Here is a 12,747-nt window from a genome sequence, read left to right as displayed (position 1 = left end):
TTTGAGCAACAGCTTGCCTTATATTCAAAGGCAGCTACTTTTAGATGAGCTCATTTTTAGTCTAAACTACAGTAAAAAAAGAATGCAACAGTAGACCTCTTTCAAAAAATAACTAGGACGGGCTCTCCGGCCCGTTCCACAAAAAACATTTTTTCTTGTGGAACGGGCCGGAGAGCCCGTTCCAAAATTTTATTAAAAGGACTTTTGCAAGAGGTCTATTGTTCGATACCTAGAAAGTAGACCACAATTATTTATCAATGCACTGTTTGGTTATTTTGTCAATGCGTAAGTCCTAACTCCTAAACAATGGAAATTTATTGTACCGCAAATAAACGCAGATAAATTAGATAGTTATCTGCGTTTATTTCTAGATTTTGTATCGAACTTGAATAACTCTCCGCAGTATATTCTAGTTCCACATAATAGAATCTGCGATCGCAAATTTAACCGCCCGCAACCGCCGGGACAATACTCACTTCATCACCATCTTGGAGAGCAGTTTCTGTACCTTCCAAAAAGCGAATGTCTTCGCTGTTGACGTAGAAGTTGAGAAATCTGCGGGGTTCTCCCTTTTCATCGCACAGGCTTTTTTTGATTCCGGGACAATTTGTTTCAAGGGATTCAATCAGTTCGGAAATGTTGCCACCGCCGCATTCTATTGTGGCTTGATTGTTGGTGAATTTTTGCAGGGGAGTGGGAATTAAAACTTTAACAGTCATTTTTTTAGTCCTCAGTCATTAGTCAGTAGTCATTAGTCAGTAGTCATTAGTCAGTAGTCAACAGTCAGTAGTCAGTAGTCAACAGTCAGAAGTCAGTAGTCAACAGTCAGCAGCTTGATAACTAATGACCAATGACTAATGACTTTAGTCCTCAGTCAGCAGTCAACAGTCAGTAGTCAACAGTCAACAGCTTGATAACTAATGACCAATGACTAATGACTAATGACTAATGACTAATGACTGTTAAACGGAAACTTGCTGCCATTCTAAACGTTCGAGTGTCCGAGCACGTTCTAGGGCGCGCTCGAAGGCTTCTATTTTTGGTTCGAGGGTGATGGGTTCACCGATGTAACCTTGGACTGCTTCCTGAGTCTTCAAACCGTTGCCGGTGATGTAGGCGACGGTGGTTTCGTCGGGGTTGATTTTACCTGCTTCTACGAGTTTCTTTAAGACTGCAATCGTCGTGCCGCCTGCGGTTTCTGTGAAGATGCCTTCGGTTTCTGCTAGCAGTTTCATGCCTTCGATGATTTCGGTGTCGCTGACGGATTCGATATTGCCGTTGGTTTTGCGGGCGATTTCCAAGGCGTACATACCGTCGGCTGGATTGCCGATCGCGATCGACTTAGCAATTGTATTCGGTTTCACCGGTTTGACGAAATCGCGGTCTTCGCGGAATGCTTGGGCGATGGGAGAACAGCCGTCAGCTTGGGCGCCGCTGAACCGGACTTTCTTTTCGTCCACTAAACCGACTTCGATGAATTCATTAAAGCCTTTGTAAATCTTGGTGAACAAAGATCCGGAGGCGAGGGGGGCGACGATGTGATCGGGCAATTGCCAGCCTAGCTGTTCTGCAACTTCGTAGCCGAGGGTTTTCGAGCCTTCGGAGTAGTAAGGACGCAAGTTGATATTGACAAATCCCCAGCCGTGTGTATTGGCGACTTCGCAACAGAGGCGGTTAACTTGGTCGTAGTTGCCGTGAACTGCCATGACAGTTGGATTGTAAATCAGAGTGCCGAGGACTTTGCCTGCTTCTAAGTCGGAGGGGATGAAGACTACGCAGTCGAGTCCGGCGTGGGCGGCGATCGCAGCGGTGGAGTTAGCTAAATTGCCGGTGCTGGCACAGGATACCGTTGTGAAACCCAATTCTCTAGCTCTGCTGAGGGCGACTGACACCACTCTGTCTTTGAAGCTGAGAGTGGGCATATTGACGGCATCGTTTTTAATATAAAGATTTTTTAGACCGAGGCGGCGCGCCAAGCGGTGGGATTTTACTAGAGGAGTCATCCCGGTGCCGACATCGATTACGTTATCTGTAGCGACTGGTAAAAATTCGCGGTAGCGCCAGATCGAGTTGGGGCCGGCTTGGATGGTTTGGCGGGTGACGGTGCGGCGGATAGCTTCGTAATCGTACTTGACTTCTAGCGGGCCAAAACAGCAATCGCAGACGTGCTTAGCCTGGAGTTCGTACTCTTCGCCGCATTCTTTGCACTTGAGGGCTGTGAAGGTTGCTGCTGTGGATTGTGTTCTGGTCGCCTGGGTCATAGCTCAACTCTCTAGTTTTGCGATGTTTTCTAATTCTTTTGCAAGATTAGCACGGTCAATTTACCCCCGTCAACCATACCCGATTTTTTTAGTCGGGATTGATTTTTAAGTTACTTTTGAGTTTAAAAGTGGTGTATTTAACTTTGATATTTGGGCGGGCGGGACGCCCACCCCACAAGGATTTGACTTGTTTTCAGGATCGGGATCTCAATCCAGATTGTCAGGCCCGCACGCGAGCCTGAGCTAGCTCAATGATGATTTGCCGACGGAATTGTTACAAAACTTAATAAATCTTTTTTGGGCTAACAATTGGGCAGTCGCGCGATCGAACACAACTACAAAACCTCGAATTTTTGATTAACTGAGATGTTGCACCATTCTCAAGAACAGGCTTTCCGGCCTGTTCCACAAGAGATGAATTTTATTGTGGAACAGGCCGGAAAGCCTGTTCATAAAAAGCTTATTGAGAATGGTGCAACATTTCAGATTAACCAACTTCGCCTACCCACCGCTGACGGGGGGGATGAGAACAACTTCGTCGCCGTCTTGGAGGATGGTGTCGGGGGAGACAAATTCCAGGTTGAGGCCGAAGCGGGTGCGATCGCGCCACTGTTCTAATTGAGGATATTGGGCGATCGAACGTTCGAGCACTCTTAGCACTGGGGTTTCGGGAGGAAATTCTAGTGTAAGTTCCGAAACGCCGTAGGCTTCACTGAAGGCGGCGAACAGTTTAACGGTGACGGTAATCGAAGAGTTAGACACGGCAGTTTAGTGCGATCGACGGTTTGGCAATTATCAACTACACCATACAATTAATTGGGAATTAGGCGCACTGAGGCTTAAAATTGAAAGCGGTAATCTCTAGTCAAGTTTTACCCCATCCGGCAAAAATGACAGTTGATTGCAGCAGAAAGTCCGAACAGCATTGTCTGCCGCTCGCTCTCACCAACCAGGCGTTAGAAGCAGTTGGCATCCACTTAGATGAAGCTAGCTAAGGTCGAGTTGTCTGCTGTTGAGGCTACTGCGAGACTAATTTTTGAGAATGCGGTATAGATACTTTACGGTAATTGTGGGAGAGTACAAAAGCATCGCACTAAATTTAGCTGGCAACAACGCAGACAATGCTCTGCCAACCCGTTGCTTTCAGACTAAAAATCTGGTTGTCAAGTACAGCTTGGAATTCCCAAAGCTTAGCATGGCAAAGCCGGCGTGCCGTTCTATCTAAGAATAATAGTGAACTTAACGCGATCGAGATATATATGGCAAATAACGATTTTAAAGTGCTTCAAATTATTGAAGCTAAAGGCTGGTATGCCTTTGGGAGTACGAAGCAAAGCCAGCACGTTGAGAGGTGGGTAAGACCTGTCGTGTGTTGGGTTTTAATAGAAGATAAAAAAAAGCGACGAATTGTAACTGCTACCGCTAGCTATCAGATCGAGATTGACGACAAAGAAGTCGAGTTTTTTGCCCACGAAAGCGAAATTCAAGATATCGAGAGTCTCCCAAAGTCTGTCTCGGTCTCGGAATTTCTCAAAACAGAAGATTGAGGGAGCGATAGAAATACATCATTGTTTAACTTGTTATTAATTATTCCTTAGTGATTCCTTAAACTTGTTGCTATTGGATTTTAGTTCAATAATAAGGGAGAGTGTCCGAGGGGGAGAATTGGGAAAATCTTCCTTCTTCCCTCTTCCTTCTTCCTCATAAAAAATAAAGAGGTCGGAAGATTGCGGGCAATGCCAACACGCTTCCGACCTTGCTGAATAACAGGGTATGCATATGTTTTTAAAGTATGGCAGGCAGGCTTTTGAAATATCAAGAGGACTATTGCAATCACCCACTTTTGCTTTCAGGCTGTGTTTGCAAGGCTACTAATATTTTAGACTGAAAATTTGAAAATTGAGAGGGGGTGAGGGTTACAGGTTAAGGATTCTAGCTATTTATCTGTAGCGGGTGCTACCAAAAATTGTGGCATTCGCGGACGATCGCACCTTCTCCCTAAATTGTTTGCACTCAAAGCTGAAAGTTCGATCGTCCGCTGCAACCGCTGCAACTTTAAACCCCACTAGCAACAGGTTCAGGCTTCTGCTGCCGCATCCGCCGCCCCAGCAGGGCCATCCGCACGCCACCGGCAGGGCCTAAAGTCACCCCTCGGCGTTTTGCCTGCACGGGCTTTTTCTCGACCAATACTAGGTCGAAATTCCGCAAAATGGTTGCCAGCACCAGTTTCATCTCCAACTGCGCCAGCGCCAAGCCGATACAGCGGCGGCTGCCGCCTCCAAAAGGCAAATACTCGTAAGGCGAGAATTGTCTCTCCAAAAACCGTTCCGGTTTAAATTGCAGCGGTTCTGGATATAAATCCTCCCGTCTGTGGGTCAAATAAATCGAGCCGAAAACAACCGTACCCGGTTCGAGTTGATGTCCCATCAGTTCCACGGGCTGACGCACTACTCGCGGAAACGTCAGCATTCCCACCGGGTAAATTCGCAGCGTCTCCTGACAAACTGCACTCAGATAAGGCAAGCGGGAAATCTCCATCGGGTCGGGATTTTCCCCCAAACTGTCCAATTCTTGCAGCAGCTTTTGGCGCACCGAGGGCAAATGGTGAATCCAGTAAAATGCCCAAGCTAGTGCCGTTGCTGTGGTTTCGTGGCCTGCAAACAGCAGCGTCATCAACTCGTCGCGCAATTCTTCATTGGTCATCGGTTGCCCGTTTTCGTCGCGCGCGGCCATCATTAAGCTGAGAATGTCGGTGCGGTTGGCATCAGGTTGCAGTCTGCGTTCTGCTATTTCGCCATCGATCAGTTCGTTAATTTTCCGCTGCTGCTGTTTCATGCGTCCCCAAGGACTCCAAGAACCCCAATCTTGCTGCATCCAGGGCAGAAATAGCATACTCGATCGCAAAGGAGAGCCGATCGTATCGATAATCGCAGCCAGCAGCGGGGACAGTTGCTGCAACCGCGGCCCGTCATCCAGGCCGAAGACAGCCTGCAAGATTACCCGCATGGTGATTTCTTGCATGGCGGTGCGGGCCGTAAAAGGTCGATCGACCGACCATTTACTGGCGACATCAGCAGCGATATCGCAAATTAGTTGGCCGTAATTCCGCATCCGTTCTCCGTGAAAGGGCGGCATCAATAATTGTCGGTCGCGTTTGTGCTTTTCTCCTGAGATCACAATCATGGATTGTTCTCCCAGCAAGGGTTTGAGAATACCGTTGATATCGCCTGGAGCGTGAAGCGCTTTGCTGTTGAGCATTTGCTCGATCGCTTGCGGGTTGTGGATCATCACAAATGGTTGGAGGTTGCCCCATCGAGTAGTGAAAATCTCCCCGTACTTTTTGGCACATACATCCATGTATGTGAGCGGATCGGCAATCCATTGAATTAGCTGCACGAAGCGGGGGTTTTTGGGGCCGTCAGGTAGTGTCATAGAAATTGTGGTGTTTGTCGTAGGACTTGAGGAACATCAATACTCTTAAGCGCAAAAACCGGGTTTTTCTAGGAAAAAACGTCGCGCTTTGCGATCGGCCCTAGTTAGAAAAACCCGGTTTCTAGAGTTTTTGTGCGTAAGTCGCGATCGACAAGAATCAAAGGCTGTGAATGTTTATTCAAAAGACCTCTTGCAAAAGTCCTTTTAATCAAATTTTGGAACGGGCAAGATGCCCGTTCCACAAGGAAAAATGTTTTTTGTGGGATGGGCATCTTGCCCGTCCTAGTTATTTTTGCAAGAGGTCTAAATTCTCCGAACTCCGCTTTTGTAAGCGGAAATTGGGTAAGTCCTATCTTCAATAATTTTAATAGATTATTCTCGAACGGTGTTCAAAATATCCTCTCCAAGCTCTGTAAAACGCACAGTTTTGATTTGCCAAGGAGCATAACTGGTTAAAGTTTGGCGCACGCCCCCGAACAAACCTAACATCTGACAACTCGACAGATTTTGCAATTTCTGGCGGGAAGTCCCGGAGGCTCGCAGATCCACGGTAGCTATTCCGAGGTCGCGATCGATCCTGAGCCGATAACCAACTAAACCTAGACTATCGAAAATCTGCTGCTTTAACACTTCATTAACGGCCGATGACATTAACTGGTTGTCTGGGCCTGTCACTGTTTCCGGCTTGAGAGTTTGACACAGATTGTCTACGGTATAAACCGTAACGGTGACAGTATTCTCTGATACTGCGGAACTGCCTAAAACTGGGGCAACAGAGTTGGAGGGCTGCGCTACTTGACTCGATCGACTATCAAGTTGATTTCCCGTTAGCTGTAGGTGTCGCAACTGACGGGTGCTTGCTGGGGGTTGGTTCTGGTTTTCTGCCGAGTTAGCTGCATCTGGGCTAGAACAACTGCTAGCGCCGATCAGAATTAATCCACTCGCTAAATACCCGAACTGTTTGCAGATACGGTTCATAGTTTTTAATATTCAACTAAACGTCAGTGTACGGAGGGTGAACTTTGGCGGTAGAAAGCAGTTAGTCCCTGATTACACTCACTTAGAAGTATTTCTCGGTATCCGTAATACGGAGATGAAAACAAGTTAAGAGTTCTGGTTAATACCTTCATTTTCGTGTTCGATCGATCTGGCACAGGAAGTAATAAGCTGTTGTGCATTTAATTTGTATGTTGAGGGCGGGCAGGATGCCCACCCCACAAGAGGAAAAATTTATTTGACTATGCAATTTAAATGCGGATTAGCTTACTCCTCATTGGCGCAACCCTGCCGTCTCGGTATCTCAGCAGATAAAGCTAGCGACCCCGATCGCAAAGTGATATCAAATACCGTGTCAGTAGTTGTGATGTACCGTTGCAATTCGAGCCATCCCAATGTCTGAGGTGAAGATCCTCTTTCCGGTTTGCGACAGCCTGAGTTGGATTAGTAGTAATGACGGCAGAATTCAGACTTGCGCGCGCATTTTAAGCTCGCCTTCGGAGCGCTTTTTGAACGGCACCGAAAGCGCAGTTACAGGGAATGCGCAAGTCGCGAACAATATCAGGACTTACGCATCAAGACCAAAGAAACCGGGTTTTTTAACCAGGGCTAACGGCTGCAACAAAGTGTTTTCGTAAAAAAACTTGGTTTCTGGGCCAGGAGCGAACAAGATAATTCCGAAGTCAGCGGATCTGTAATGAACTGGCGCTTCAAGGGTGTTATCGCAGCATTTGGGAATTTTTATGTCGAATTCCATCAAAAAGAGTGAGAACATCATGAAACAGCAATTATTGACAAAAGTTTTGGTGGCAACAGCGATCGCCCTCAGCGGCATGACGGTTGCTTCTCAACCAAGTTACGGTCGGCGAGCATCGGGGGAAAGTGGATTTTGGTGCAGCACCTCGACCGCTGCGCCGGTGACGGTGTACAAAAACCCTCAAGGTGCCGTAGAGCCTTGGATTGAGTGGACTTCGGATTATTTCTCCGGTTCTGGCTACAATCCGGCAACTCGGTGTCAATTAGTGAGTCAACGCCTCGAAACCTATCGCCGCCAACGGGTGCTCAAGTATATTACTGCGGGCCAGATGAACGGCCAGAACGTCATCTGCACGGCGAATCAAGTCAATGGGCTGTGTCAAAATTTGATTTATACCCTCAGACCCGGCCAAGACCCGATCGGCTCTTTGTATAATTTGTTGGCTTGGCGCCAAGGATATGTCGGGATGCCGTCTTTTGATGAAACCAGTAAAATTCCTTACATTGATGTGAGAGATAAACTAGGGGAAAACACGGAGAACGAGGCGCAGCAGCCGCCTTTTTCCCCGCCGTCGAGACTGCCTTAAGCGCAATCTTCTGCTTCTGGGGCGATCGAATCTATACGGTGCTGTTTCTGGCACTTTGTGGCTTTCGACAGGGGCGATCGCACAATTGTCACGGGTGGCAGCCTCCTGCACCGACCGCTGGGGATACCGATCGGGCGATCGATCGGTTTCGCAGCACCATTGAGTATAAAGTAGCACCGATTAGCAGCGAGCCTGTAACGGTGGGAGAGCCGCTGCTCGCAGTCGGATTCCCTGCGAGTGCTGAGGTGTTGGCTGTAGCGCTGCTCGCGGTCGGATTCCCTGCGAGTGCTGAGGTGTTGGCTGTAGCGCCGGCGTTCCTAGAACTGCTGCTGTCGAAATCTTTGCCTCAAGGTTATGGCTTGGGCTATACAAATGAGGTTAAAATCTTTATGAGCGGCGGCCCGATTTTTAATGCCAAAGGTTTCTTGGTTGGAATTAACGGTCGAGGCAAGTATCGAGAACCCGATTTTGGCGTCTATGCTTTTGAAGATGGAAGCGAACCGACGCCAGAATTATTGGAAAAAGTGCTTAAATCCAGTTGGGGAATTCCTATCAGTATATATTTGCAGTTCGTCTCGTCCGATCTAGGAGTTAGCGATGAATTCGTGGGGTTTGCGGTTTGACGCGCTGACAGTCATCTTGACAGGTGCATTAACGGTGACGGCGGTTGTCGGCCAACAATATACTGCTTGTGCCAAAACAGGTCAAGAAATTGCTCAGCTAGCGATGTTCACAACGGTGGAAGTTAACAATACGCTGGGTTTTTCTACTAGCGGCTCAGGAGTAATTATTGCTAAACAGGGCAACATTTACACTGTTCTGACGGCGAATCACGTAGTGGCAAGCCTTGCCCAAGAATACAGCATTCGCACTCATTTAGAAAAAAATTATACAGCCATCAGAATACAGCGGCTGCCAAAAAACGACCGGGATATAGACTTAGCTTTGATACAGTTTCAGAGCCGAGAACAGTATCCAGTAGCCCCAATGGGCGAGTCGAAACGTGCTGTTGTCGGTTCTACTATTTACGTTGCTGGCTATCCGCTGCCCATTGCCTTTGGATCTGAAAGAAAACTGGAGTTTACGGCTGGTATTGTCTCTTCTCGCCTTGGCGGCGCATCATCGGGGTACGGACTGCGCTATCAAGCTGTGACAAGGCGCGGCATGAGCGGCGGGCCTGTATTTGATGCTGATGGGAGAGTTGTGGGAATTCACGGCCAGGGAGATACTGTCGGCACAGTGATGAGCCAGTGGAACGGTCAGATGGAGGAGATTAAAACCGGGTTGAATGCAGCAATCCCGATCGATGCTTTTACGGCGTTGCTATCACCAACTAAGCCTAGGGGGTTTGATATTCTCAGCAATATTTCTATCAGCCGGGCCTATAGCCAAAGCCAACAGAACCTCGGTCAGGGAGGCTTTGTGTGCGATACCTCGACGGGCGAGCCGGTGACTGTGTATCAAAATCCGCAAGGGTTCAGGGAGCCTTGGATTCGCTGGAATTCTAATTTCTTTTCTAGTTCTGGCTACGATCCTCTGACTCGCTGCAAACAAGTTACTCAGCGCCTAGAAAATTACAGCCGCAACCAACAGCTAAATTATGTCACTGTCGGTATAGTCAACAATCAGAAAGCGATTTGCACGAGCAGCCGCGTTAACGGGCCTTGCGAAGGTTTGATCTACACCCTCCGCCGCGATCAAGATCCTGCTCCTGCACTCAGCAGTTTTTTTGTTTGGCTTGCTAATCAGAAGGCTAGACCTTCTCTTTTTGAAAGCAGCACTGTGATTTATATTAATGTCGGGGAACGGCTGGGGCTAGACATTAGCCAACCCTAATTGGTACTCAGCAATGATTTTTTGCTCCGGCGGAATTGCCCCGATTATATTGTTAAAATACGGGGCGTTCTCAGCTTCAAACTTGAAATATTTTAATTATTTATCATTCCAGATAAGCTGTGGAGCATTTAAAATAGTATTGTAGGGTGCGTCAGCCCTATCTTGTTTCCCTTGCTTAGTAAGTGTTCTAGCTGACGCACCCTACAGGCCTCGTTAGTGGTTTAAATGTCGAACAGCTTAGCAGAAGTGATGATTTTTTGCAACAAGAAAGCTATAAAATTACTGTTACATTAATCGAATTCAAAATTTTCAGGTATAAAGCATGACTGCAACTACGCCGAAGGCAACGTCAGGAATTCCCAGTTTTTGCGAAGGAATCCAGTATTTCTCCGAGACTGTGCCGGGTTTTGAGACTTACGGGAAAGCACCTGCGATCGCTACCGGGAGTTCGGCAATTGCCGATCCAGCCGATCCCGCAGCCGTCTTTCAAACGATGCTGGGAGCAGACGCCCTGCGCTACCTGACGCTGCAAGTTACCGCCAGCAAGGCATCGGGACATCCGGGCGGTTTTGCCAGCCAAGCAGAGGCCTACGCCGCTTTGGTGATGCTGGGGCACAAGAATATTGTCACCGAAGTCGGGCACCACGCACCGGGATTTTACAGTGCCATGTTTCTCGATCGATCTTTAGAAGACATGGGAATTGTCAACGTGCAGCAAGTGCGCGATAAATTCCGAGAAAAAGACGGTTTGTTAGGACATCTTTCCGGTTTCATTCCCGGCCTTTTAGCACCGGCCGGCCCCCTCGGACAAGGGCAGCATTTCGCAATGGCAGGAGCGCTTTTGCACCGCGACAAACTGTTTGCTTTCACAATGGGTGACGGCGGCATGGGCGAGCCCTATCCGATGAGCAGCATGGGGCATTTTCACACTGCTTATCCGAGCGTTACTAACTTTTTGCCAGTGTTAGTTTGGAACGGATATTCTCAAGAACACCACAGCATGGTTTCGACTAAAACTAATGCGGAAATGATTGCTTATTGGCAGGGAAATGGTTTTGAAGAAGTTATCTTAGTTGATGCTAAGGAATTTGACGATCAAAATCAACCGGAAGATTATGTTGACAGCACTGCTTTTTCACTAGAACAGCGAATGGCATTTACCAAAGCTGTTTTACAAGGAGTTGACAAAGCAGCAAAATCTGCTCTAGGTGGTAAATTAACTGTGTTTATCATCAAACAGTTGAAAGGTGCGGGCGTCCACGCGCGGGGCGCAAAATCTCACAACCTTTATCCAAAAGATACGCTGGATGCTCCGCACATTGTCAGCGCTTTAAAAGAGCGTGCTTTGACTGCTGAAGCTTGGCAGTTGGTGCGGACAAATTGCGAGCGTGCGGGCGGCGGGCCGGCGGCGAAAACAGTTGTTACTGAGTTTACATTGCCGCTGGCAGATTTGGGCGAATTGCCTTTAGAAGAATTTGCAGTTGGGGGAGAACCGAAGATTTCGACAACAGCAATGGGGGTTTTGGTAGGGAAAGTCGGCGAGCGCGATCGTACTTTTCTTGTCACTAATGCTGACGGCAATGAAGCATCGGCAATTGCCAATATCAACCAAGCTCTCAAGATTATTCACCCGACCACAGATGACCTGTACAATCAATCGCCAAACGGTCAAGTTTACGAACCTTTGAGCGAAGATGCTTGCGCCGGTTTAGCCGTAGGTTTATCGCTATTTGGAGCGCGGAGTTTGTGGTGTTCCTACGAATCTTTTGCCATCAACGGTTTACCAATTTGGCAAACTGTAACCCAAGCAATGGCAGAATTGCGCCGTCCAACTCCGGCAACTGTCACCTTATTTACAGCGGGTGCATTGGAACAAGGCCGCAACGGTTGGACGCACCAACGGCCGGAAATTGAGGCTTATTTTGCGGCGATGATGCGGAACGGCAATGTGTTTCCTTTGTTTCCACCGGATGCTAACAGCATTCAAGCTTGTTACGAGTGGGCTTTGACTGCCAGAAATAAGGGAGTTGTGATTACTGCGAGCAAGTCGCCGCTGCCAATTCGCACCACATTTGAACAGACTCGCCAAGGATTGCAAGACGGTGCAATTGTGCTGCACGAAATTGATTCTCCGCAAGCATCCCAAAATCAAGGCGGGAGCAAGAAAGTTGTGTTTGCTGTTGTCGGCGACATGACTTTAATGCCAGTGTTTGAAGCGGCGGCATTTTTGGAAACAGAAGGGATTGGAGTGCGGATTGTTTCTGTTGTGAATCCCCGGCGTTTGTACCGCCCAACTGATGTTGCTTGGGATACTTGTTCCGAGGCTGACGGCGGCTTTTTGAGCGATGACAAATTTGCCGAATTGTTTGGCGGAGATGCCTTGATTGGCGTTACAGGCGGTGCTTCTGGGATGTTGGAACCGGTGATGCTCCGCAGCAATTGTCGGCGGGATACTTTCGCTTGGAAGCGGGGGGAAACTACTGCTAGTGCCGGTCAGTTGATGGCGTTTAACGGGTTGACTGCTGAGGCGTTGACTAAAAGGGCGATCGAGTTAGTTCATTAAGCTAGAATGTGAGAGAATGCCCCTGCCTGGTTTTGGCTAGGTAGGGGCTAGTAATATTTAAAATAGGATGGTGATACCTGTGACAGCCAAACTTTTAGAAGAAACAGTTACGCTTGGCGAACAGCGATTGATTCTCCCCGGTTATTATAGTTGGGAGCAATTTGAGGCTATAGAATCTGTGATGGCAAACTCTCCTGGTTTGCGTATAACTTATTTTGATTGCTGGATCGAGTTTATGAAATTAGACCTCTTGCAAAAATAACTAGGACGGGCAAGATGCCCGTCCCACAAAATTTTTTTTCTTGTGGAATGGGCC

11 protein-coding genes are annotated in these 12,747 nt (G+C 47.9%); 6 read left to right on the top strand and 5 right to left on the bottom strand.

Annotated elements, in window-relative coordinates; genetic code table 11:
* Nucleotides 1–443: 443 nt before the first annotated feature.
* From QUB70_RS28800 to QUB70_RS28790, 3 genes are all read right to left on the bottom strand, one after another.
* Nucleotides 444–719, bottom strand: a complete 276-nt coding sequence (locus QUB70_RS28800) for a MoaD/ThiS family protein (RefSeq protein ID WP_332985027.1) — start codon at nucleotides 717–719, stop codon at nucleotides 444–446.
* Nucleotides 720–962: 243 nt separating this feature from the next.
* Nucleotides 963–2,261, bottom strand: coding sequence for a threonine synthase (gene thrC, locus QUB70_RS28795; RefSeq protein ID WP_332985026.1), 1,299 nt, complete (start codon nucleotides 2,259–2,261; stop codon nucleotides 963–965).
* Between the two features lie 501 nt (nucleotides 2,262–2,762).
* Nucleotides 2,763–3,023 carry a MoaD/ThiS family protein gene (locus QUB70_RS28790; RefSeq protein WP_332985025.1) on the bottom strand — a complete coding sequence of 87 codons (261 nt, stop codon included), beginning with the start codon at nucleotides 3,021–3,023 and terminating at the stop codon, nucleotides 2,763–2,765.
* A 359-nt stretch (nucleotides 3,024–3,382) separates the two neighbouring features.
* On the opposite strand from QUB70_RS28790, the gene QUB70_RS28785 reads away from it, so the two are divergent.
* On the top strand, nucleotides 3,383–3,808 hold the full coding sequence (locus QUB70_RS28785) for a hypothetical protein (RefSeq protein WP_332985024.1): 426 nt from the start codon (nucleotides 3,383–3,385) through the stop codon (nucleotides 3,806–3,808).
* A gap of 508 nt (nucleotides 3,809–4,316) precedes the next feature.
* Here QUB70_RS28785 and QUB70_RS28780 read toward each other — a convergent pair.
* Together QUB70_RS28780 and QUB70_RS28775 are read right to left on the bottom strand one after the other, a co-directional pair.
* Nucleotides 4,317–5,693, bottom strand: a complete 1,377-nt coding sequence (locus QUB70_RS28780; protein ID WP_332985023.1) for a cytochrome P450 — start codon at nucleotides 5,691–5,693, stop codon at nucleotides 4,317–4,319.
* 372 nt (nucleotides 5,694–6,065) lie between these two features.
* Nucleotides 6,066–6,671 carry a hypothetical protein gene (locus tag QUB70_RS28775; protein WP_332985022.1) on the bottom strand — a complete coding sequence of 202 codons (606 nt, stop codon included), beginning with the start codon at nucleotides 6,669–6,671 and terminating at the stop codon, nucleotides 6,066–6,068.
* A 794-nt stretch (nucleotides 6,672–7,465) separates the two neighbouring features.
* Between QUB70_RS28775 and QUB70_RS28770 the strand changes: the two genes are divergently transcribed.
* From QUB70_RS28770 to QUB70_RS28750, 5 genes are all read left to right on the top strand, one after another.
* A complete protein-coding gene (locus tag QUB70_RS28770; protein ID WP_332985021.1) occupies nucleotides 7,466–8,032 on the top strand; it encodes a COP23 domain-containing protein in 567 nt (188 codons plus the stop codon).
* A gap of 38 nt (nucleotides 8,033–8,070) precedes the next feature.
* Nucleotides 8,071–8,655: a hypothetical protein gene (locus QUB70_RS28765; protein ID WP_332985019.1), complete on the top strand. Its 585-nt coding sequence runs from the start codon at nucleotides 8,071–8,073 to the stop codon at nucleotides 8,653–8,655.
* On the top strand, nucleotides 8,630–9,868 hold the full coding sequence (locus QUB70_RS28760) for a COP23 domain-containing protein (RefSeq protein ID WP_332985018.1): 1,239 nt from the start codon (nucleotides 8,630–8,632) through the stop codon (nucleotides 9,866–9,868). Before QUB70_RS28765 ends, QUB70_RS28760 begins: the two co-directional genes overlap by 26 nt.
* A gap of 322 nt (nucleotides 9,869–10,190) precedes the next feature.
* Nucleotides 10,191–12,431 carry a phosphoketolase gene (locus QUB70_RS28755; RefSeq protein ID WP_332985016.1) on the top strand — a complete coding sequence of 747 codons (2,241 nt, stop codon included), beginning with the start codon at nucleotides 10,191–10,193 and terminating at the stop codon, nucleotides 12,429–12,431.
* 79 nt (nucleotides 12,432–12,510) lie between these two features.
* A complete protein-coding gene (locus tag QUB70_RS28750; protein ID WP_332985015.1) occupies nucleotides 12,511–12,693 on the top strand; it encodes a hypothetical protein in 183 nt (60 codons plus the stop codon).
* Nucleotides 12,694–12,747: the final 54 nt, after the last annotated feature.

The organism is Microcoleus sp. A003_D6 (assembly GCF_036702825.1).
Lineage (GTDB): Bacteria > Cyanobacteriota > Cyanobacteriia > Cyanobacteriales > Microcoleaceae > Microcoleus.
This window is presented reverse-complemented; position numbering and strand designations above follow the sequence as displayed.

Coding starts and splice junctions, on each gene's coding strand:
- QUB70_RS28775 (WP_332985022.1), bottom strand. CDS start 6,671: ATGAACCGTATCTGCAAACAGTTCGGGTATTTAGCGAGTGGATTAATT.
- QUB70_RS28760 (WP_332985018.1), top strand. CDS start 8,630: ATGAATTCGTGGGGTTTGCGGTTTGACGCGCTGACAGTCATCTTGACA.
- QUB70_RS28780 (WP_332985023.1), bottom strand. CDS start 5,693: ATGACACTACCTGACGGCCCCAAAAACCCCCGCTTCGTGCAGCTAATT.
- QUB70_RS28800 (WP_332985027.1), bottom strand. CDS start 719: ATGACTGTTAAAGTTTTAATTCCCACTCCCCTGCAAAAATTCACCAAC.
- QUB70_RS28770 (WP_332985021.1), top strand. CDS start 7,466: ATGAAACAGCAATTATTGACAAAAGTTTTGGTGGCAACAGCGATCGCC.
- thrC (WP_332985026.1), bottom strand. CDS start 2,261: ATGACCCAGGCGACCAGAACACAATCCACAGCAGCAACCTTCACAGCC.
- QUB70_RS28755 (WP_332985016.1), top strand. CDS start 10,191: ATGACTGCAACTACGCCGAAGGCAACGTCAGGAATTCCCAGTTTTTGC.
- QUB70_RS28785 (WP_332985024.1), top strand. CDS start 3,383: ATGCTCTGCCAACCCGTTGCTTTCAGACTAAAAATCTGGTTGTCAAGT.